Raw genomic sequence first — 20,477 nt, 5'->3', positions numbered from 1 at the left:
CAATTAACCCAAAAAAACTTTTTTTATGACGGAGCAATTTACGGAAATAGTAACGCTTATTAAGCGTTCGCAGTACAATGCCCAAAAAAATGTAAACATTGAAATGATCAATCTCTACTGGCAGGTGGGTGAATATATCCATCAGAAAATTGCAAGTGCCAGTTGGGGAGAAAGTACACTTGAGGAGTTGGCACTCCATATTCTTAGAAAACATCCCGAATTGAAGGGATTTACGAGGTCGAATCTTTACAAGATGAGGCAGTTTTATAGCTCTAATATCCCATATTTAGAAAAAAAATCTACAAAATCATCTGGAAATCAACAAGAAATTGTCTCGACACTGTCGAGACAATTTACGGATATTCGTAATACGCTGTTGGTAAGAGTTACCTGGAGCCATCATATTACACTGATGGGTAAAACAAAATCACGAGAAGAAAGTGAGTTTTATCTACGTTTGTCTGTACAGGAAAACTATTCCGTTCGCGAATTGGAAAGGCAGATTAAAAGTAGCTTGTACGAGAGAGTACAACTGGGACAACAACAGTCTCCGATCTCAAGGGAGAGAATTGGTACTGATGAAAATATGCTGTTCAGAGATAAGTTCGTTTTCGAGTTTTTAAATCTTCCTGAAAATCATGATGAGAAGGATTTACGGCATGCCCTGATCCGTAAAATAAAAGACTTCATTCATGAATTAGGTGATGGGTTCAGCTTCATTGGTGAAGAATACCGTGTGACTGTTGGTGGTACTGATTTCTACATCGATTTGGTATTTTATCATCGTGATCTGCAATGCCTGGTGGCGTTTGAGCTAAAGACAACTGCCTTTATGCCGGAATATATCGGGAAGCTCAATTTTTATCTGGAAGCATTAGACAGGCGTGCGAAACGGGCACATGAAAGACCCAGTGTTGGTATTTTGCTGTGTAAAGAACAAAACAGCGAGGTGGTGGAATATGCTATCAACAGAAGTTTATCGCCTACTATCATTGCTGAATACCAAACTTTTTTACCGGATAAAAAACTGTTGCAGCAAAAACTGCATGAATTATTTGAAGAAGTAGAATGATTAATATTTTTAATAAAATATCACTTTTTTATTTGTAAACAATTGATAAATAGGTGAAAATTTGTCTCATCACTGATGACACAATTTAATAATATTCCTAATTCGATTATTTTACGCCAACAATGATTTCACCACTTCCACTTGTTTGGAAGTGGTTTTTGTTTTGTCATAAGCCAGATAAATAACATTGGTAGTAGGCACTGCTCCTTTCCATATCACCTGTAATTTACCTTCTTTCTGAAGGTCTTTCACCAGGTAGTCTGCCGCTACTGTAAACCCCTCACTATTGCTGATGGACTGCAGAATGGTGTTCATATCCGGGATAACGTAGCGGGGTTTAATAGTGGGGCGTTTGTTGAAATTCGTGAGCCAGAACCGCCGTATAATAGCCAGGTCGGTGCTATAGGCGTACCATGTTTGCTGCAGCAGCCATTCTTCTGCTTTCTCCAGGTCATTCTTTTTAAGCAGTGCGCGAAATTTTTTGCAGTCTGCTGCCGGGTGGGCGGCGATTACAAAAGACTCTGTCAGAACGGGTTCAAAGAAAATATCCTTTCTATCGGTACGTTGGGTAGCGATCACGAAATCGAGTTCGCCGTTACCCAGTTTTGCCAGGAGGTCTTTTGTTAAGCCGAACGTAGTGATCATATCTGCCGGTAAGGCGGGCAACTTTTTCAGCAGCACGGAATGAAATATTTCTTTCACCGTACCTAAGCGGATAGCAGGCAGTTGCCGGTTATTGCACAGCGCCGTGAAAGTGGCTTCCAGGTGCTCCAGTTTCTCCAATGGGGCAATCAGTTGGGTATAGAATAATTTTCCGTGATCTGTAGGGATTAGTTTGGGTTTTCGCTCAAAGAGCTGTTGCCCGATATAGGCCTCCAGGGCGGAGATATGCTGACTGACGTTAGGCTGGGAGATAAAGAGTGCTTTGGATGCTGCGGTCAGCGATCCTGTTTGATATACCGCCTTAAATGTCCTGTACCATTCCAGATTTACCATGTTATGAAGGTATAAATATTTTTATGAAGATGATAAATCATACTATTTTATTTTATGGGTAAAAGCGATGCAATTTTGTTGAAAAAAAATGAACGAGCAATTGAGTTTATCGCGGGAAGTGGTGGCTGCGCTGGATTTTATCCAGGCTATCCCGATGCCGGCCATAGCTGATCCCGTATTGGCTGGCAGAAAGTTTTACGAAGGATTTATTCCTATGGCAGGAGAACCGGAAACGCTGTTTCATATAGAAGACCGGGAGGTGCCCTCATCAGCCGGTGCAGTTCCCATCCGCATCTATCGCCCGTCGGCATTGCCGTTGCTGCCGGTGGTGCTCTACTTTCACGGAGGCTGGTTTAATGCGGGCAACCTCGAAACCCACGACAGGCCTGTACGTTCGCTGGCCCGCTTGTCTAATGCGGTGTTTATTGCGGTAGATTACCGGCTGGCTCCGGAATACCCTTTTCCCTACGGATTCAATGATAGTATAGCAGTGTTGCAATGGGTACATGCACATGCAGCGGAACTGGGTATAGATGCTTCCTGTATCGCATTGGCGGGCGATAGTGCCGGCGGCGCCCTCGCCGCTGCCCTTACCCGGCGTGCCGTAAAAACGATGGGTATTGATGTCCGTTGCCAGGCACTGATCTATCCCGTTACGGATTCATCGCTGCAAACAGCATCCTGGCAAACATTTGCGGACGGACCTAATCTTACCCTGGAGGGTGGCCGTATGGCCTGGGACATGTACACTCCTGCTTCTGCCGACAGAAACCATCCGGATGCTGCGCCACTGTTAGCCGGCGATCTGAATGGATTACCGCCAACACTCATCCTGACAGCGGAATATGATCCGCTGCGGGATGAAGCGGTACAATATGCTGACCGGCTTCAATCCGAAGGCGTGAACGTGCAGTTGTCTGCCTACAAAGGCATGATACACGGCTTCTTTCAGATGGGCGGCATGATTCCGGATGGAAAACGTGCTATCGAAGAAGTAGCTGTTTTTTTGAAAGCGCATAATCAATCTGCCCGATGAAGAAGATAGCCTATGTAGGATGCCTCGGTATGATCGGGGTGATTACAACTGAGTTTGGCGTAATCGGTATTCTGCCACAGATAGCCCGGTATTACAGGGTGAGTATTGAAGATGCAGGATTATTGTTGAGCGCCTTTGCAGGTGTGATTGCTTTTGCAGGACCTTTTATGATGCTGTTATTATCACGGGTTGACCGTAAAAACATCATGGCGTTGAGCCTTGCACTCTTCCTGGCTTCCGGTTTGATATCGTTATTATCTCCTCCATTCTGGCTGCTGCTGGTAGCCAGAATGTTGCCGGCTTTCCTGCAGCCGGTGTATATCTCCACCGCCATTGCAGCGGCTACAGCGGCTGCGGGTAAACAGGACCGGCATAAGATGATGGCGGTTGTTTTGGGCGGAATAGGTATTGCCACTGTTACCACCGTACCTTTTGCCACTTACGTTGCCGGTGTGTTGGATAGCTGGCAGTCTTCGTTTATAGTACAAAGTATTATCAGTCTTATCGCACTGGTGATGATCCTGCTGTTGTTACCTGCCCTGCCGGTGATGACAAAAAAATCGCCTGCAAAACATTTGACGATACTCCGGAAACCGGCATTTATACGCAGCGCGGCGATGGTGTTCTTCATGAATGCAGCTATGTTTACTACCTATGCTTATTTTGCCGATTACCTGGGAAAGATGAACGGGATGAACGCCGCCACTATCAGCGGTATGCTGCTGTTGTTCGGTATCATGGGAGTGTTGGGTAATTTTGCGGCTGGAAGGGCTTTAGGTAGAAGTCTTACCGGAACAACGATTATTTTTTTAGCTGGCTTGACGCTAATTGCTATCCCCATTGCTTATTCCGGAATATCGTTTTGGGCAACCGTCCTTTTAATTGCGGTGTGGGGATTTCTGCACACGCCTTGTTTTTTAACCGGTCAGGCCTATATGATTGCCTTTGCACCGGAGGCGCCTGAATTTGCGAATAGTTTGTCTATCTCAATTGGTAACCTGGGTATATCCATTGGTACGCTCGCGGGTGGATGGGTGATTGGCCGGTATGGTATTGATCGTATACCCTGGGCGATGGGACTGTTTGGAGTGGCGGCTTTAAGCCTGATCCTGCTGCAGCATTATCTGGAAAAGACAGTACAAAAAAAGGCGGCCATCTCCTGAAAAGAGATGGCCGCTTTATGTAAAAGATATGCTGTTTTATTTCACTACTTCTACCCATTTACCCGTAGCGAAAGCATGAATGGTGTTATCATACATCGCTTCGCAGGAAACGGCCGGGAGGTAGTAACGTCCCAGGTAGGCTGCGTTGAGCAGTACATTGTAGGTGTGTGTTTTACCTTCTTCAATGTTGAAGTAGGTATATACCCTGTCATCACGTATATCCATATACGTAGCTGGTGACGAGTGGAAGGAGCTGTCGTTGTCCATCAGGCGGGTATTGAGAATTTCCCAGCCGGAAGGGAATATTTGTGACAGGGCCATTTGCTCGTAGTAACCACGTTTGCCGGGGTTTTTAATGGTAACGGTAGCCATGAAGTCACTGCCCTGTTTCAGGGTAGCGGGGTCCAGTGCTTTACCGTCGCGGGTGCTGTAACGTACCTGCAGGTCCAGTACATCAGGGTTGTTGCTGGCGACAGGTTCCTGTCCGGCTTCCGGCTGACCACGCAGAATGAGGCGTACATACAGTACATTTTGTCCGTTGTTCTGCAGGTTGATATTGCCTTGCGCACCGTTGAAGGTAACAGGTATCTGCGCTACAAACGATTCGCTGTTTACGCTTCCTTTTGTGCCGTTGAGGGTATAGCTGATATTGATTTTGCTGCTGCCTTTGTTGGCGCCGCAGAACTTAGCCACTGAAATGAGCGCATAGGCAGTGGTTTGTGTGCTATACCACTGGTCGTTTTGGGACAGGTTGCTGGCGATCTGTTTTACCAAATCATTGGCGCGGTTACGCTGGCCAAGGATGGTGAGTGTTTCCAGGATCATAGCTCTGTCGCGTAAATCGGAACCGAAGGTACCACCCAGTTGATTGTAAGGCTTAACCTCTGTACTCAGGTTCTGGATGAGCGAATTGGCAACTTCCGGTTGACCGGCCAGCTTGTAAGCGGCGGCCAGTCTCCATTTAGCAGCCACTGAAATGTATTTGAATTCTTTCAGTCTGTTCATGGCGCCTACTTCCGGTACTTTGGCCAGTGCCAGCAGGTACAGGCGATAAGCCTGTGTAAGATCGCCGCCATAGAAGTTCTGGGTATTAGGCGTCCAGGTGGTGGCTTTATTACGCTGGTATTTTTTCCACTGGTCCAGCAGGCCCGGCGGTGGTGTATATCCTTTCGCCTGTGCTTCCAGTATGAAATGACCGGCGTAGTTGGTACCCCATTCATCGGCCTGTGCCTGACCCGGCCAGTAAGCGAGGCCACCATCGGAGGTCTGGAAGCCTTTCAGCCTGTTCAGGCCCGCCTTGATGTTACGGTCTATTTCTGCCAACTGTGTTTCTTTCAGGTCCATTAGTTGATTGAGTGCCAGTTGCGGGAACACGCCGGAAGTGGTTTGTTCGATACAACCGTGCGGGTAGCTGATGAGGAACTGCAGGCGTTTGCCCAGGTTGAGCGCCGGGATGGTGGAAACTTCCAGCACGCCGGTGTTGGTGCCGGCCATACCCACAGGACTGAAGGCCGTGCTCCAGTTAGCGCCGTGTTCCAGCGTATGGTCCATCACGTTAGTGATCACCGGGTTCGGGTTACGAACATCCATTTCAATGTTTTCTTCCGCTCTTTCAGCGCCGCTGCTGGCGGTTACCTTGATTTTGGCAATGCCGGTCTGCGGTTTCACTTTTACGTCGAAGTATACCATTTGTTCACCTGGTTGCGGGAACGTAACGGTTTTGGTGCTTTCGCCTACAACTTCCAGGAGCGGACTGGTGCTGATGGTCACATTGGCGGAGCGTACATTGGGTTCGAGGCCGAATACGGTAACCGGTACCTGTATAGTTTCGGTAGGGCCCAGTACACGAGGCGCCGTGGTGAGCAGCATCAGCGGTTTCTTCACGGCTACGGCTTTTTCAGCAAAACCGTAAGCGCCTTCCTGTCCGGCTACGACCATCGCTTTTACGGAACCGATATAAGGAGGCAGTTTGAATTTATGTGTTTGTTTCTGACCGCCTTTGAGATAGAAGGGGCCCATGAATTTCACCACGGGTTTGAAGCGGTTCGCTTTGGCGGCGCCGGCATTTTTATTCAGGCCTTCGTCACCACCGATGCTCAGGATACGTTCCAGGTCGGAGCCATAAGCGCCTACCACGTAGTCGTACAGGTCCCATGTTTTAACACCGAGTGCTTCTCTTGCATAGAAGACGCTGTGCGGGTCCGGAGTCTTGAACCGGGTAAGGTCCAGCAATCCTTCGTCTACAATGGCAATGGTATAGGTCATCGGTTTGCCGCTGCTTTCGCTGACGGCAATCGTCGCTTCTGATTCCGGTTTCAGCTTGTCGGCCATCGTAATCACCGGTTTCAGGATGGTACCCGGATCTTCCACGGTGATGGGGATGGTACCATACATACGGATCGGGAGATCGTTGATCGTTTGTGCATGTGGCTGCAGCAGGGTAACGTTGACGTATATATTAGGCGTCATGTTTTTCTCCGCCTTGAAGCGGAAGGTGGTTTGGCCCTGTTGGGTATTCACCCAGAAGGTTTTGAGCACCTTGCTGCCTGATTCAATGCTGATCAGGCCTCTGCCACCGGCGCTGCTGGGGATGGTAAGGTTGACGTCTTCACCTGCCTTGTAGTGTTGTTTGTCGGAGGTAAACACCAGCATAGACGCTTCTGCAGGGTTTTCTTTCTGCATACGCTGCGACCATCCCGGCCAGTCGATATACACAGACTTCCCGCTGGTATGCCCGCTTTGCAGGTCTTTCACACGAACGAGGTAACGGCCCCAGTCCGGCTGGTTGATACGCAGTGCCCATTGGCCTTTACCATTGTTAACGGTAATGGTTTCTTTGGACAACAGCTGGTTGTAGTTATCCTGCGTGAAATTGGAGTATTCGCTGTCATCATTTCCATCCCACCACCATCTCCAGCGTACTTTGTACAGCTCTACCTGTACTTCGCGGCTACCGGAGAGGAGGTTACCGTTTTCGTCTACGTCCACAATGTCCACGGTGTGGGCTTCATCAGTGAGCAGCATGCCCGTGGTGCGGTCGCCCTGAGGCATCCGCAAGCCTACGTAGGAAGTGAACGGATTGTATGGCATCGAGAAGTGGTCGATACTGAAATCGCCGCCGGGTTCAAATACTTTTACTTCGAAGTTGGCTTTCAGCTGTCCGGGCGCCAGTTTACCGAGTTGTATATCGGCTCTGACAGGGGCGGTGCCTGTTTCGCTGAGCGGACCTTCGAAGATGGTTTTGTTTTCGGTTTCAAAATGTCCTACCGGATCATCGAAGGTGTAGTCGCTGAATTTTTTGAAGCTGGTACCTGCTTTTACCAGCGACACATCTACTTTGGCTTTGAGGTGTTGGGCAGTGGCGCCGAACATCCACATAGCCGACAGGGTGCCGGTGGTACCGGTTTTAGACAAGGCGGTATTGTTACCGAAGTCTATTTTTATTTTCAGCCTGTTAGGCTTCACGGTTTCAATGCGTACGTTTTTCTGGAAAGTGGCGCCGCCTACTTTTACTTTCGCTACCCAGCTGCCGGTAGGATCATCGGGCTGTGTGGCGGTAGCGAAGCTATAGAAACCGTTCAGGCTTTCATGTTGATTGATACGTTTGTACAGCTGGCCTTTAGGGTTGTACAGCTCCAGGGTAACCGGGTGGTCGGCAGGGATTTTTTTGTCTTTATCTTCCAGCATAAATGTCAGGTAGATAGAATCGCCCGGGCGCCATACGCCTCTTTCTCCATAGAGGAAACCTTTGATACCGCTTTGTATTTCTTCGCCCTGTACATCAAAACGGCTCAGTGGCAGGGAGTTGCCGTCGTCGAGTTTCAGGTAGCCTCTTTCATTGTCTTTTTTAGCGATCAGCAGGTATGGCTTACGTTTCAGGTCGAAGGTAGCCAGTCCTTCCCCATCGCTCTTGGTTTTGAAGATGACCTGGTTCTGGAAGTCCAGCAGTTCCAGTTCAACGCCGGTGAGCGGTTTGGTATCGCGTATATCCGTTACCGCCACTACCATGCTGTTATTGTTGCCTCTTTTGGCAATCAGGCCCAGGTTGGAGCTGATAACGTTGCGGGATGCCCATCTTTCTTTATTGTAGTAGGAGTTGGAGCAAGGATCTTCGCGACGGTTCCAGTTGTATCCATAAGGATAGTAGGCGTCGTAGCGGCCCCAGAAATTGTCGTCTTCATCTACTTTCCCTTCGGCGCCGTCGTAGTAGTCGTCGCTGTATTCTTCTTCACTGCCTTCCTCGCCTTCTTTTGCATCGGTTTTTTTCTCTTCACTGCAGGCAGTCATGGCATAGGCTTTACGGAAGCCGATGGTGATGCGGTAGATAGCGCCTGGTTCGGTGCGGAGCATTTTATCCAGGTCCAGGAAGAAACGGTTTTTCTTGTGGAGGTTGACGGATTTATCGGTATCCAGGCGGATGGTTTTCTGTACTACGGGTTTGCCTACACGACGCAGCTCCTGTTCACCGTCGAGGTTATTACGTTGCAGGTATTGAGGAACGTTGTTTTCGTATATTTTGATGATAGTGACGTCGACCGCGTTCAGGTTTACGGCTTCAAACGGCATCACCAGTTTATTGCTTTCGGGGAGGATCACACCTTTGCCGGGAATCGTTACGGCTGGCAGGGTGTTTTCGAAATTCACGTTGGAAGCATAGGATTTGCCGAGGCGTTTGTCGTTAATATTAATCACGCCTTCATTGATCACGATGTTGTAGCTGCCTTCGAGGCGTACGGGTGAATATACTTTCACTTCGCTGCCATCGATGGTATAACGGAGGTCGCCCTGGCCGCTGATACCGATGAGGCCTTCGAGGCTCTGGGCAACGCTGACAGGGTCTGAGAACTGCACCAGCAGGTGTTGTTCAGGGTCCGACAGGGCTTTTACGTCCAGCACTTTAAAATCGCCCACGGCCGGTACTTCTACCGTTTTTTTACCGCTGTTGTCTACTTTGAGGGCAGATCCGTCCCAGCTGATTTCCAGGTTTCGTGCGATGTTGCCACGATCGATATTAGCGACGTTGAATTTCGACGTACGGTCGCCGGCGTTATGCTGCCAGGTAATGGGTAATATTTTACCGTTGTACCGGGCAGTCACTACTTTTTCGATAGCCTGTGGGTTTTCCACATCGGCGGTGTTCACCACACCGGTGAATGTCATCTTATCGAGTGTAGTGTTGCTGCTGGCTTTCAGCCCGTTCATGTCCAGGGAGAAAGATGGTTTGATGACTTTGAACTCGAAATCGAAGGATTTCAGGTCCGAAGGCACTTCCATAATTTTACCCAGTTTGAAATTGGCCTGGTAGGTTTTGCCCGGTTGCAGGTTCTCGTCCGGTCTGAATTCGATGGTGGTAGCATCTACCCAATAAGATTTCCCTTTGATGGAAGGAGAAAAATCGAACACCTCTTTATCCAGCGGTTCGTTCTGGGTATGTGTTACATTGACCTGCCCCGCCAGATGAATGCGGATGGGACTTTGTTTAGAGATAATACCGGCGGTATAGGCGTCAATATACTTCGCGAATCCGGGGTTCATCTCTTTTTTGGTAGTCCGGCAGCCGCTTATCAGCGACAGCGCTACCAGGGAAACAAATAATGCTACTACAGCAACTAGCCGTTTTGTTGGGTGCATCAGGAATGGATTAATGGTGATTAACGATTCCTGGCGAAGATCGAACTATTTTTTGTATTTATGTATTTGAATATTTTAATATTTAATTTACGGATTTTGGGATTTAGGAATTTGGGAATTTCGGAGATTTATTACGCGAAATTCCCAAATTCGTAAATCCCAAAATCCGTAAATCAATCATCGGATCATCAGACCATTTTGCCGCCGCTAAGGCGCAGGTACTTATCTACACAATCGGGCAGTTCTTCTTCATAATGTGTTACATAGATGAGGGTTACGGGAAGGTGATCGCACAGCATTTCGATGACTTTTTTGAAATGTTGTTTCTGTTGCTGGTCCAGCCCCTGGCAAGGTTCGTCGAAAATCAGCAGAGGTGGATTTTTCACCAGCGCTCTCGCCAGCAGGCAAAGACGCTGTGCACTTTCCGGTACCTGTTTGAATGGGTTGGCCTGATGTTCATCGATCTCCAGTATTTCCATCCAGGCTTTGGCGATGGCTGTTTGTTCAGGAGTGGCGGGTTTGGTACTACCGATAATATCCGTAAAACCGGAGCAGATCACCTGCAGGCAGTTGTCGCGGGAGGTGAAGTATTGATGCAGTTCGGGAGATACGAAACCGATTTTTTTCTTGATGTCCCAGATACTTTCCCCACTGCCCCGGCGGCGGTCGAACAACCATAATTTGTTGGCATATGCCTGCGGGTTATCTCCGTTGATGAGACTGAGCAGGGTGGACTTACCGGCGCCGTTATGGCCCAGCAGCGCCCATTTTTCATTAGGCTTTACAGTCCAGTTGATCTGGTCGAGGATCACATTTTCTCCATATTTTACCCGGATATCTTCCATGCGGACGATGGTGTCGAAGCTGGCCGGTTGGTGCTGCTGCACGATTTCGGCTATTTTCTGCGCTTCCATGGCAGGTAGCGGCAGGTCGGCCACGACGGGCAACGGCAGTTTTACAAACTCACTGCGTGTATACTTGCCTGTGATAGCGCCGTTTTCCAGTGTCAGCACATGGGTAATATGTTCGGGCATTTCCTGTGGCGTGGTGGCCAGCAGTACGGTGGAGCCATTGCGGATGATTTCGTTGATCATGGCCGTAAAATCTTTCCGGGTTTGTACATCCAGCCCGATGTAGGGATTATCGAGCATAAGCAGCTGCGGCTGTTGCAGCAGGGCACGGGCAATCATCACGCGGCGGGTTTCTCCGTTCGACAGTTTGATGAGCCGTTTTTCCATCAGCGGCGCTATTTTCAACGGTTTCACCAGGTCCGGCACTTCGGTGATAGTCAGGTATTCGCTGACAGTAGGCGAATTATCGGCATCCATGCTATTGAACCGTTGCTGATAGTAGAAGTCGGTAGTGGTATTGGACAGGTTCCGGAACGTGTGATGGTGACCTACCAGCGCTATCAGGTTACGATAGTTGAAATACGGGTCCGTTACGGTGTTTTCCTTTCTCCATTGGTCGTAGAAATGATAGCGTATGCCACCATTAATAATATTGAATTTACCCAGAATGGTGTTGAGGAGGGCCGTTTTGCCGGAACCGCTGGGGCCGGTGATGGCCCATTGTTCGTTTGGCTGTATTTCCCAGTCGAGCGAGTTAAAAAGTGTTTTGTCGAGATACCTGACGGTAATGTGTTCCAGCGACAGGAACGGGTGTTTTGTTTCTTCCATGATTTCCTGGATTGGGCTAAAGAGGCTATAATATCATCTATAAAAATAACAGGAATATTGAAAGGTTCCAGTATTTTTATATTAAACCGGCTAATGATGAACTGGAAAATTAAACCTTTTGAAGAGCTAACGATCGCAGAGTTATATGCTGTGCTACATTTACGCAGCGAGGTATTTGTTGTAGAACAGCATTGTGCCTACCAGGATCTGGACTATGCAGATCAGAAAGCGCTGCATGTCATGGGAACCAATGAAGAAGGACGATTGGTGGCGTATACCCGTTTATTTGCGCCAGGCATTAAATATACTGCGGCGTCTATAGGCCGGGTGGTAACATCTCCGCTGGCGAGGGGCACCGGCGCCGGCCGGGAGCTGATGGAAAAATCTATTGCAGCTATAGAGGAGATATATGGCAAGGGTGCTATTACAATCAGCGCTCAGCAATACCTGCACCGCTTTTATACGTCACTGGGTTTTGAGCAAACCAGTGATACCTATATGGAAGACGGTATCCCGCATATTGAGATGGTGCGGCCGTAAATGCCGTGTGAACCTTATAAAAAAGCGGGCCTTCACATATGAAGGCCCGCTTTTTTATAAGGTTTTATTTTTTCTTTTTCTTGTTCTCCGGCAACTTTACATGTTCCGTTATTTTGTAAAGCGGGAACAGGTATGACACCGTATACTGCATATCGAACACCGCTTTTTTGGAGCCGCTGCCAAAGCCTGGGATAACAAGAGGCGTAAATGCATCCGATTTTACATTGTTGATCAGTACACGCTGCCGCAGGCTCCAGCTTAGGAAGAAGTTTTTGAGCACTTCCGCTTTGAGTCCCAGCACCAGTTCCACCCAATGGGCGTTGACATTGGTTTTAGGGACAGAGCCGTCCTCGTTATTACCCCAATAGCTACTGTTGATGGTATAACTGGGTACTTCATAGGTCAGGTGGGAGAACCCATACCGGATACCGCCGAAGAACATATTTTTTTCAGAAGGGTATTGTTTTTTCAGGAAGTTATAGTCTACCCCCAGGGTGATAAAGGCGCCACTGCCTTTATAAGTGTACTGGCTGTTGCTGAAGGGGGTATTGGTGTAACCTACTTCAGCTGCCGCATACAGGTTGCTTTTAAGGCGCAGATCAGCGACGGCAGTGCCTTCTTTACGATAAGGGTAGTAAATGGACGTAACGATCCGGCTCAGGTCCAGGCCTATGCGGAGACCACCCTGCAGGTGTATGATGCTGTCTTTCACGGGGAGGATAGTGGTAGTATCCCTCACCGGTTTATGGATAGTATCAGTTTTGGCAGCAGGCGTTTTAGCTGCTGCCGGTTTAGCGGGAGTTTGCGCCTGTGCGGCGAGGCCCACCAGGATACTACTGATTAAAGAAAAAGAAAGTAAGGTGCGTATCATTACTGCTGGTGACTGCCTTTGTGTTAATAACTACAGAATCGATGGTATGTTTGGTGATGATGGCGGTATCCAGGTCGAAGTAGAAACCGAAACCACAACCGGGTGATATAAAGTGCCTGTTACGTTTATACCTGAACGTGAGTGTGTCCGGTGTAAGGGTTGAATCCACTCTCAGAAAGAAAACACTGCTGTCTGCCGCAGGAGAAAGCGGCATAAAGATGTCTTTCAGCGGTTGTTTTTTATTGATGGAATCCCTGCCCACACCATTAACAATAGCATATAGCGTTACCTTGGGCATAATGGTATCGCGTATCAGGTGTGCAGTGGTGTCGGAGCCGGGCACTTTAAAAGCGGAATCGCGCTGGAAATGCACGTGCAGGTCCGCCCGGAGCGTTTGGTCACACACCTTGGTTTCGTTCTCACAGGCAATCATGCCGGTAAGCATGGCGCAGGTGAGTAATATCTGGTATAACGTTCTCATTCTTTGATTTACGGTTGGCAAGATATTAAATTCCCAGCTCCTTTTTGAGGAAGCGGGCGGTATGGCTGTCTTTGCAGGTACTTACCTGTTCCGGTGTGCCGGTACAGAGGATGGTACCACCGCCTCCGCCGCCTTCGGGGCCGAGGTCTACAATGTAGTCGGCCATTTTGATGACGTCGAGGTTGTGTTCTATCACCAGAATGGTGTTGCCTCTGTCTACCAGCTTATTCAACACTTTGAGCAACAGCACGATATCCTGGAAGTGTAAGCCAGTAGTAGGCTCGTCGAGGATATAGATAGTTTTGCCGGTATCCTTTTTAGACAGTTCCGTAGCCAGTTTAACCCGCTGAGCTTCACCACCGGAGAGGGTTACGGCCGACTGGCCCAGGGTAATATATCCCAATCCCACATCCTGCAATGTTTTGATTTTACGGTGTATCCAGGGAACAGCCTGGAAAAACTCCACCGCTTCGTCTACAGTCATGTCCAGCACATCGGAGATGGATTTGCCTTTGTAGCGTATCTCCAGGGTTTCGCGGTTGTAGCGGCGCCCGTTACATTTTTCACAGTGTACGTATACATCGGGCAGGAAGTTCATTTCGATGACACGCATGCCACCGCCTTCACAAACATCACAGCGGCCGGTTTTTACGTTGAACGAAAAACGGCCGGCGTTGTATCCGCGGATTTTGGCTTCCGGCACGGAGGCAAACAGGGTACGAATATCGGTAAAGAAACCGCAATAAGTAGCCGGGTTGCTGCGGGGGGTACGGCCAATGGGCGACTGGTCTATCTCAATTACCTTGTCGATATGTTCCAGGCCTTTAATGCTCTTGTACGGCATGGGTACCGCTTTGGAATCGTAGGCATGTTTGGAGAGTATCGGGTATAAGGTTTCGTTGATAAGGGTAGATTTACCACTTCCGGAAACGCCTGTTACGCAGATGAAAGTGCCGAGGGGCAGTTTCACGTTTACATTTTTCAGGTTATTACCGGTGGCGCCTTTCAGTTCGAGGCTGTTGCCATTGCCTTTACGGCGTTGGGCTGGTATCTCCATAGCGCGTTTGCCATTGAGATATCCGGCGGTGGGAGTATTGAGTTTTAATATCTGGTTGGGCGTGCCTTGTGCGATGATCTGGCCACCGTGTTTACCGGCGCCGGGACCAATATCCACCAGGTGATCGGCATGCAGCATGATATCCTTGTCATGTTCCACCACGATAACGGTGTTACCCATTTCGCGGAGGTTGCGGAGGGCGTCGATCAGCTGCATATTATCGCGCTGGTGCAGGCCGATGCTGGGCTCATCGAGGATATAGGTGATACCCATCAGCTGGGAGCCTATCTGTGTGGCGAGGCGGATACGTTGCGATTCGCCGCCGCTGAGGGTACGGGTAGGCCTGTTGAGCGTCAGGTAGTTAAGACCGACGTTGAGCAGGAATCCCAGGCGTTCACGGATTTCTTTCAGGATATCCTTGGCGATGGCGTTTTGTTTTTTCTCCAGGCGGTCTTCGATGTTGCTGAACCAGTGTAACAGCTTGTCGAGGTCCATATTGCCCAGTTCGGAGATGTTTTTTTCGTCTACCTTAAAGTAGAGACTTTCTTTTTTAAGCCGGGCGCCGTTACATTCCGGGCAGGTATTCAGTGCCATGAAGCTCTCAGCCCAGGCGCGTACGTGGTCGGAGCTGGTATCGTTGAAATAGCGGCGTACGGTGTTGACTACCCCTTCAAATTCGGTGGAGTATTTGGTGACATCGGAACTTTCATCGAAAGAGAGGTCAACCTCCAGTTTCCCGTTTTCATCACCAAACAGCAGCACGTTACGGGCTTTCTCCGGGATAGCGGAGATAGGGCCGGTGAGGGAGAATTTATATTTTTTAGCCAGTTGCTGTACCTGTTTGTAGGTGAAAGTATCTCTGGCTTCGCCTAATGGTTTGAGGCCGCCGGCTTCAATGGAGATGCTTTCATCAGGGATGACGGCGTCCATATCGATCTGGTAGATGGTACCGAGACCTTTACAGCGGGGGCAGGCGCCATAGGGTGAGTTAAAGGAGAAGGTATTGGGTGATGGTTCCTCGTAGGAAAGGCCGGTATCTTCACACATCAGCTGTTTGCTGTACTGGCTAACCTTGTTGGTATCGTTGTCCATCACGAACATCAGGCCTTTACCCATGGTGAGCGCTTTTTGCACGCTCTGGCTGATACGGGTACGGGCATCTTCCTGTACCTGTATACGGTCTATCACCAGTTCAATGTCGTGTATTTTGTAGCGGTCCACCTGCATTCTTTCTTTCAGGTCCAGGATTTCGCCGTCTACCCGTACTTTGAGATAGCCCTGTTTGCGTACCTGTTCAAACAGTTCGCGGTAGTGCCCTTTACGGCCGCGCACCAGTGGTGCGAGGATCACGAGTTTCTTTTTGGGATAGTGTTTGAAGATGTGCTCCTGTATTTCTTCTTCCGAAAAGCGCGTCATGCGCTTGTTGGTATTGTAGGAGTATGCTTGTCCGGCGCGGGCGTAGAGCAATCGCAGGAAGTCATAGATTTCCGTGATGGTGCCTACGGTAGAGCGCGGGTTTTTGTTGGTTGTTTTTTGTTCTATGGAGATGACCGGTGAGAGGCCGGTGATTTTATCCACATCGGGTCTTTCCATGTCGCCGATGAACTGGCGGGCATAAGCGGAAAAACTTTCCATGTATCGGCGTTGTCCTTCAGCGTATATAGTATCAAAAGCCAGGGAGGATTTTCCACTTCCGCTGATGCCGGTGATGACAACCAGCTTATTTTTGGGCAACTGCAGGTCGAGGTTTTTCAGGTTGTGCTCCCGTGCGCCAAATACTTCAATCTGGTCATCAGCCGTGATTTCCGGAGCGGGGGCAGCGGTTACATTCTCTTTTTTCTTTGCCATAATATTAAACTACTAAGCTACGCCATAATTACGAATTACGGATTATGAATCAGGCAAAAAAAAGAGCAGCGAAGACCTCTCTGAGGAGATCTTCGCTGACAGCTATTTTCAGGCAGTTACCTGCTTATTTGCTATATTTTTTGAATACCACGATGGCATTATGACCACCAAAACCGAAGGTATTGCTCATCGCAATGTTCACCGGGCGGCTTTGTGCTTTGCCCAGAGTGAGGTTCAGGTTGGTAGGGATACCTTCGCCCAGCACGGTAGTGTTGATGGTGGGAGGTATGATATCTTCCTGCGTAGCTTTAATACAAGCGATGGCCTCAATGGCGCCGGCAGCGCCTAACAGGTGGCCGGTCATGGATTTGGTAGCGCTGATATTGAGTTTTTCTGCATGTTCACCGAAGGCGGCAACGATGGCTTTCAGCTCGCTCACGTCGCCTACTGGTGTAGAAGTGGTGTGGGAGTTGATATAGTCCACGTCGGCGGTGGTGATGCCGGCATCTTCCAGGGCTTGTTCCATACCCAGTCTGGCGCCGAGGCCTTCAGGGTGGGTGGCGGTGAGGTGGTAAGCGTCGCAGGTCATAGCACCGCCGATCATTTCACCGTAGATGGTAGCCCCTCTGGCGATAGCGTGTTCATATTCTTCCAGGACGATGGCGCCGGCGCCTTCACCCATCACGAAACCATCACGTTCTGTATCGAAAGGACGGGAAGCGTGTTCCGGATCTTCGTTGCGGGTAGACAATGCCTTCAGGGCGTTGAAACCTGCTATACCGGCGCGTGTTACCGGTGCTTCAGAACCGCCGGCCACAATCGCGTTGGCTTTACCCAGACGGATGTAGTTGAATGCGTCTACCAGACCGCTGGTAGAAGATGCGCAGGCAGATACTGTACAGAAGTTGATACCCATGAAACCGTATTTCATCGCTATCTGTCCTGCCGCGATGTCACAAATCAGCTTGGGAATAAAGAACGGGTTGAATTTAGGCACAAAGTTGGCCTGGGTGAATTCAACGATCTGTTCTTCGAACGTGAGCATGCCGCCGTTACCGGAAGCCCAGATCACGCCTATTTTGGTTTTGTCGATTCCTTCCTTGTCAAGGCCGGCGTCTGCTACGGCTTCATGTGCAGCTGCCATCGCGTACTGCGTGAAGTTGTCCATTTTGCGGGCCTCTTTCTTCTCGATATATTTTTCCACATCAAAACCTTTGACTTCACAGGCAAATTTGGTTTTGAACTCTGTGGTATCAAATTTAGTGATGGGACCGGCGCCGCTCACGCCTGCCTTCAGATTGCTCCAAAAAGTATTTACATCATTCCCGATAGGTGTCAGTGCTCCCAAGCCGGTAACCACAACCCTTTTCAGTGTAACAGTACGCATATTTTTTACTTTAATAAAAAAAGTTAGAGCGCAAATTTAGTTACTTATTGTTATAGATAAGCATATTCATTAAGATTATATGGCATAACTTTCTCGTTTTAAATCAAAATGCTGTGTGGTGGCGGGTTTGATAATAGTTATGCCTGTATGGGGCAGGATATGAATGTTATAAAGTGTTAATTTTTCATCCCATCAAGGAGGAAAACACCGGGTATTAAAGAAATAAGGCCTGAAATCAGCACTGATTTCAGGCCTTATCAAATAAGTAAATATCAATATATTAGGCAGCGGCTGCCGCGGCGGTCTCCGGCACAGCACTGATACGAAGCGTACGTTGTTTCAGGAAAGAAATGATTTCTGCGTCTGACTGGAAACGATCGCCGATATTGACAAAATGTTTGGCCAGCAGGTCATATCGTTTGGTCATCAACCACAACCATACATGCAGGAAGTGAATACCATCAAATACGATGGCATCGTTGCTGATATACTCATCCAGCGTTTTACGGAAATATACCGGGTGCTCGGTCCAGTGCATGCTGGGTTTTACGTGGTGACTGATATGATAACCATCATTCCAGCATTTATGGTTGTATTTGGTATTGATACAGGTAATACTGTTTTTGTAGCAGTTATCCGGATCTTCTGCGTCGATAAAGGCATGTTGTGCCCAGTTGCCCACCATCATAATAATACGGGAGATGATAAAAGGCAGGATGAACACGACAAACGTAGCGGGGAAGTTGATAAAGGAAAGACCTACACAGGCGCCGATGAATAACATTTCGCCACGGACCAGTTTCACCATCAGTTTATTCCTTTTTTTGCGGATATGGTATTTGGCTGTATCATACACGCCAAAAGTCACAAATGACCAGAGGTAGTGCAGGAATCCCCGGAAAGAATCGCGTTGGTACATCATGGTACTGCTGTCATCATCCGGCATATTGTTCTCCGGATGGTGCATGCCAATATGGTGAGAGTAGTAGGATTCCGGCGTTTGACCAAACAGCGGCCCTATTGCCCAGGGGAGATAGTTGTTGAGAAAACCGTATTTTTTTTCAAAGAAGGCGCGGTGGCTGGTACAATGAAGCATCAGGCCAAAAGGTCCTTTGAAAGTGATATTGTTGAAAAATTGATAAGCGATAGCAGCGGCCCACCATAACCAGTTGTTCACACCAGGCCAGTACATCAGGATAGCGAGCGGCCACAGCGTGAAGGTAATTTTCAAGGTAAGGTATACGAAGGGAAGATCACGCTCATCGCGGATCATGGACTTGAAAAGCCTGTCGAAAACTGTTTCGTGGGCCGGTTTGACGTAAACAGGATCAGTAAGATGGGTGAGTTGCTTCATATAGTTATGTAAAAACTAAGTTGGCTACAATACCAGTTGTAAGTTGGCTGTCACGCCGGTACTTATGTATGTTTAATAAAAGAATAACGCATATTACAGGCTGATAGTATCCACATGCCCGACCGCGCTGTTGTAAGATAGCCAATTTGCGGGTAGTTTGTAATGTTTTAACAGTTTTTTGTAATTTCCGTGCCGTTGCATCCCCGACGTATCCGGCGACCAAACCTGTAATCATAAGGGGAGATGTAAACAGAAAACCAATCAAATTAACAAGCACGAATGAAGAGACTAACGCTTAAGGATGTTGCCAAAATGGCCGGTGTGGCACCTTCCACGGTATCTTTTGTACTTAACGGGAAAGGGAAGCAGATGCGGATACGCGATGAAGTCGCGGCCAAAATTATTCAGGTAGTGGAAAAGTCGGGTTATGAGCCTCACCGGGTGGCCGTTAACCTGCGCACCGGTCAGTCTAAAACCCTGGGTCTCATTGTGGAAAGTATCTCCGGCAGCTTCTTTGCCAGTCTCGCTAAAACCATCGAAACGGAAGCAGAGCTGATGGGCTACAATGTGGTGTATTGCAGTACGGAAAACAATGCCCAGAAAGGTGGAGAACTGATCCGCATGCTGGGCCGGCAGATGGTAGACGGTTATCTGATTACCCCTGCGCCGGGCATGGAAAAGGAGATACAGCAGCTGGTACAGCATCATAAGCCGGTCGTGCTGATGGATAGCTACTTTCCGTCTATCAAGGCGCCTTATGTGCTGATTGATAATTTCGGGGGTGTGCAGCAAGGAATGAAACACCTGATCAGCAAGGGTTTTACCCGTATCGCTTTTGTAACGGTAGATGTGAAACTGATCCAGTTACAGGAGCGCCTGCGCGGCTATGTGTCTGCCATGAAAGAACACAAACTGCCGCTGCGTAAGAAACATGTGTTGCACCTCAAGTATCATAAGTTCCGGGAAGATTCCCTGCAGGAAATGCAGCAGTTTATTGAAAGCAATCCTGATATTGAAGCGATATTTTTTGCCACCAATTATCTCGGTATCCTGGGACTGGAGGCTATTGCCCGTCTGGGGCTCCGGATGCCCGATGATCTGTCGGTGATTTGTTTCGACGACCATGATATTTTCCGCCTTTATCCGCCCGGTATTTCGGTGATAGAGCAGCCTATCGAAGGAATCGCGAAGACCGCCATTGCCATGCTGATGCAGCAGTTAGGTAAAAAGCCCACGCCTATAAAGGAGCCGGCGGTGGAGCTGCCGGGAAGATTTATCATACGGGGCTCCGCGTAAATATTTTGACTATTTTGTTATTTAGTTATTAACTATTTGGTTATGCAGGAACTGTTTATTCCTAAG

The 20,477-nt window shown here is 48.6% G+C and carries 13 protein-coding genes; 5 read left to right on the top strand and 8 right to left on the bottom strand.

Features of this window, described 5'->3' with window-relative positions:
* Positions 1-25 precede the first annotated feature (25 nt).
* Positions 26-1,072, top strand: a complete 1,047-nt coding sequence (locus ICL07_RS12030) for a PDDEXK nuclease domain-containing protein (RefSeq protein WP_188088143.1) — start codon at positions 26-28, stop codon at positions 1,070-1,072.
* Between the two features lie 111 nt (positions 1,073-1,183).
* Here ICL07_RS12030 and ICL07_RS12025 read toward each other — a convergent pair whose 3' ends face one another.
* Complete coding sequence (locus ICL07_RS12025; RefSeq protein WP_188088142.1) at positions 1,184-2,068, bottom strand: LysR family transcriptional regulator; 885 nt, start codon at positions 2,066-2,068, stop codon at positions 1,184-1,186.
* Between the two features lie 88 nt (positions 2,069-2,156).
* Between ICL07_RS12025 and ICL07_RS12020 the strand changes: the two genes are divergently transcribed.
* Together ICL07_RS12020 and ICL07_RS12015 are read left to right on the top strand one after the other, a co-directional pair.
* Positions 2,157-3,104, top strand: a complete 948-nt coding sequence (locus ICL07_RS12020) for an alpha/beta hydrolase (RefSeq protein WP_188088141.1) — start codon at positions 2,157-2,159, stop codon at positions 3,102-3,104.
* A complete protein-coding gene (locus ICL07_RS12015) occupies positions 3,101-4,267 on the top strand; it encodes an MFS transporter (protein ID WP_188088140.1) in 1,167 nt (388 codons plus the stop codon). The genes ICL07_RS12020 and ICL07_RS12015 overlap by 4 nt, the downstream gene beginning before the upstream one ends.
* A 36-nt stretch (positions 4,268-4,303) precedes the next feature.
* Here ICL07_RS12015 and ICL07_RS12010 read toward each other — a convergent pair whose 3' ends face one another.
* Together ICL07_RS12010 and ICL07_RS12005 are read right to left on the bottom strand one after the other, a co-directional pair.
* A complete protein-coding gene (locus ICL07_RS12010; protein ID WP_188088139.1) occupies positions 4,304-9,898 on the bottom strand; it encodes an alpha-2-macroglobulin family protein in 5,595 nt (1,864 codons plus the stop codon).
* A 188-nt stretch (positions 9,899-10,086) separates the two neighbouring features.
* Positions 10,087-11,577 (bottom strand): ATP-binding cassette domain-containing protein, encoded by a 1,491-nt coding sequence (locus ICL07_RS12005; RefSeq protein WP_188088138.1) that lies wholly within the window; start codon positions 11,575-11,577, stop codon positions 10,087-10,089.
* A gap of 93 nt (positions 11,578-11,670) precedes the next feature.
* On the opposite strand from ICL07_RS12005, the gene ICL07_RS12000 reads away from it, so the two are divergent.
* Positions 11,671-12,117, top strand: a complete 447-nt coding sequence (locus ICL07_RS12000) for a GNAT family N-acetyltransferase (protein ID WP_188088137.1) — start codon at positions 11,671-11,673, stop codon at positions 12,115-12,117.
* Positions 12,118-12,181: 64 nt separating this feature from the next.
* On the opposite strand, the gene ICL07_RS11995 is transcribed toward ICL07_RS12000, so the two are convergent.
* From ICL07_RS11995 to ICL07_RS11975, 5 genes are all read right to left on the bottom strand, one after another.
* Positions 12,182-12,988: a DUF6048 family protein gene (locus tag ICL07_RS11995; protein WP_188088136.1), complete on the bottom strand. Its 807-nt coding sequence runs from the start codon at positions 12,986-12,988 to the stop codon at positions 12,182-12,184.
* Positions 12,951-13,469 carry a DUF6452 family protein gene (locus ICL07_RS11990; RefSeq protein WP_188088135.1) on the bottom strand — a complete coding sequence of 173 codons (519 nt, stop codon included), beginning with the start codon at positions 13,467-13,469 and terminating at the stop codon, positions 12,951-12,953. Before ICL07_RS11990 ends, ICL07_RS11995 begins: the two co-directional genes overlap by 38 nt.
* 25 nt (positions 13,470-13,494) lie before the next feature.
* Positions 13,495-16,374, bottom strand: a complete 2,880-nt coding sequence (gene uvrA, locus ICL07_RS11985; RefSeq protein WP_188088134.1) for an excinuclease ABC subunit UvrA — start codon at positions 16,372-16,374, stop codon at positions 13,495-13,497.
* 124 nt (positions 16,375-16,498) lie between these two features.
* The gene (gene fabF / locus ICL07_RS11980; RefSeq protein WP_188088133.1) at positions 16,499-17,761 is read right to left on the bottom strand and encodes a beta-ketoacyl-ACP synthase II; all 1,263 of its coding nucleotides are present in this window, start codon (positions 17,759-17,761) and stop codon (positions 16,499-16,501) included.
* 280 nt (positions 17,762-18,041) lie between these two features.
* A complete protein-coding gene (locus ICL07_RS11975) occupies positions 18,042-19,115 on the bottom strand; it encodes a fatty acid desaturase family protein (RefSeq protein ID WP_188088132.1) in 1,074 nt (357 codons plus the stop codon).
* A gap of 279 nt (positions 19,116-19,394) precedes the next feature.
* Between ICL07_RS11975 and ICL07_RS11970 the strand changes: the two genes are divergently transcribed.
* On the top strand, positions 19,395-20,411 hold the full coding sequence (locus tag ICL07_RS11970) for a LacI family DNA-binding transcriptional regulator (RefSeq protein ID WP_188088131.1): 1,017 nt from the start codon (positions 19,395-19,397) through the stop codon (positions 20,409-20,411).
* Positions 20,412-20,477: the final 66 nt, after the last annotated feature.

It is taken from the genome of Chitinophaga qingshengii, from assembly GCF_014529935.1.
Classification (GTDB): Bacteria; Bacteroidota; Bacteroidia; order Chitinophagales; family Chitinophagaceae; genus Chitinophaga; species Chitinophaga qingshengii.
The sequence above is the reverse complement of the archived record's forward strand: the minus strand, read 5'-3'. Positions and strand labels throughout refer to the sequence as shown.

Excerpts from the sequence above, each read along its gene's own strand:
- ICL07_RS12030 (WP_188088143.1), top strand. The coding sequence starts at position 26 with ATGACGGAGCAATTTACGGAAATAGTAACGCTTATTAAGCGTTCGCAG.
- ICL07_RS12025 (WP_188088142.1), bottom strand. The coding sequence starts at position 2,068 with ATGGTAAATCTGGAATGGTACAGGACATTTAAGGCGGTATATCAAACA.
- ICL07_RS12020 (WP_188088141.1), top strand. The coding sequence starts at position 2,157 with ATGAACGAGCAATTGAGTTTATCGCGGGAAGTGGTGGCTGCGCTGGAT.
- ICL07_RS12015 (WP_188088140.1), top strand. The coding sequence starts at position 3,101 with ATGAAGAAGATAGCCTATGTAGGATGCCTCGGTATGATCGGGGTGATT.
- ICL07_RS12010 (WP_188088139.1), bottom strand. The coding sequence starts at position 9,898 with ATGCACCCAACAAAACGGCTAGTTGCTGTAGTAGCATTATTTGTTTCC.
- ICL07_RS12005 (WP_188088138.1), bottom strand. The coding sequence starts at position 11,577 with ATGGAAGAAACAAAACACCCGTTCCTGTCGCTGGAACACATTACCGTC.
- ICL07_RS12000 (WP_188088137.1), top strand. The coding sequence starts at position 11,671 with ATGATGAACTGGAAAATTAAACCTTTTGAAGAGCTAACGATCGCAGAG.
- ICL07_RS11995 (WP_188088136.1), bottom strand. The coding sequence starts at position 12,988 with ATGATACGCACCTTACTTTCTTTTTCTTTAATCAGTAGTATCCTGGTG.
- ICL07_RS11990 (WP_188088135.1), bottom strand. The coding sequence starts at position 13,469 with ATGAGAACGTTATACCAGATATTACTCACCTGCGCCATGCTTACCGGC.
- uvrA (WP_188088134.1), bottom strand. The coding sequence starts at position 16,374 with ATGGCAAAGAAAAAAGAGAATGTAACCGCTGCCCCCGCTCCGGAAATC.
- fabF (WP_188088133.1), bottom strand. The coding sequence starts at position 17,761 with ATGCGTACTGTTACACTGAAAAGGGTTGTGGTTACCGGCTTGGGAGCA.
- ICL07_RS11975 (WP_188088132.1), bottom strand. The coding sequence starts at position 19,115 with ATGAAGCAACTCACCCATCTTACTGATCCTGTTTACGTCAAACCGGCC.
- ICL07_RS11970 (WP_188088131.1), top strand. The coding sequence starts at position 19,395 with ATGAAGAGACTAACGCTTAAGGATGTTGCCAAAATGGCCGGTGTGGCA.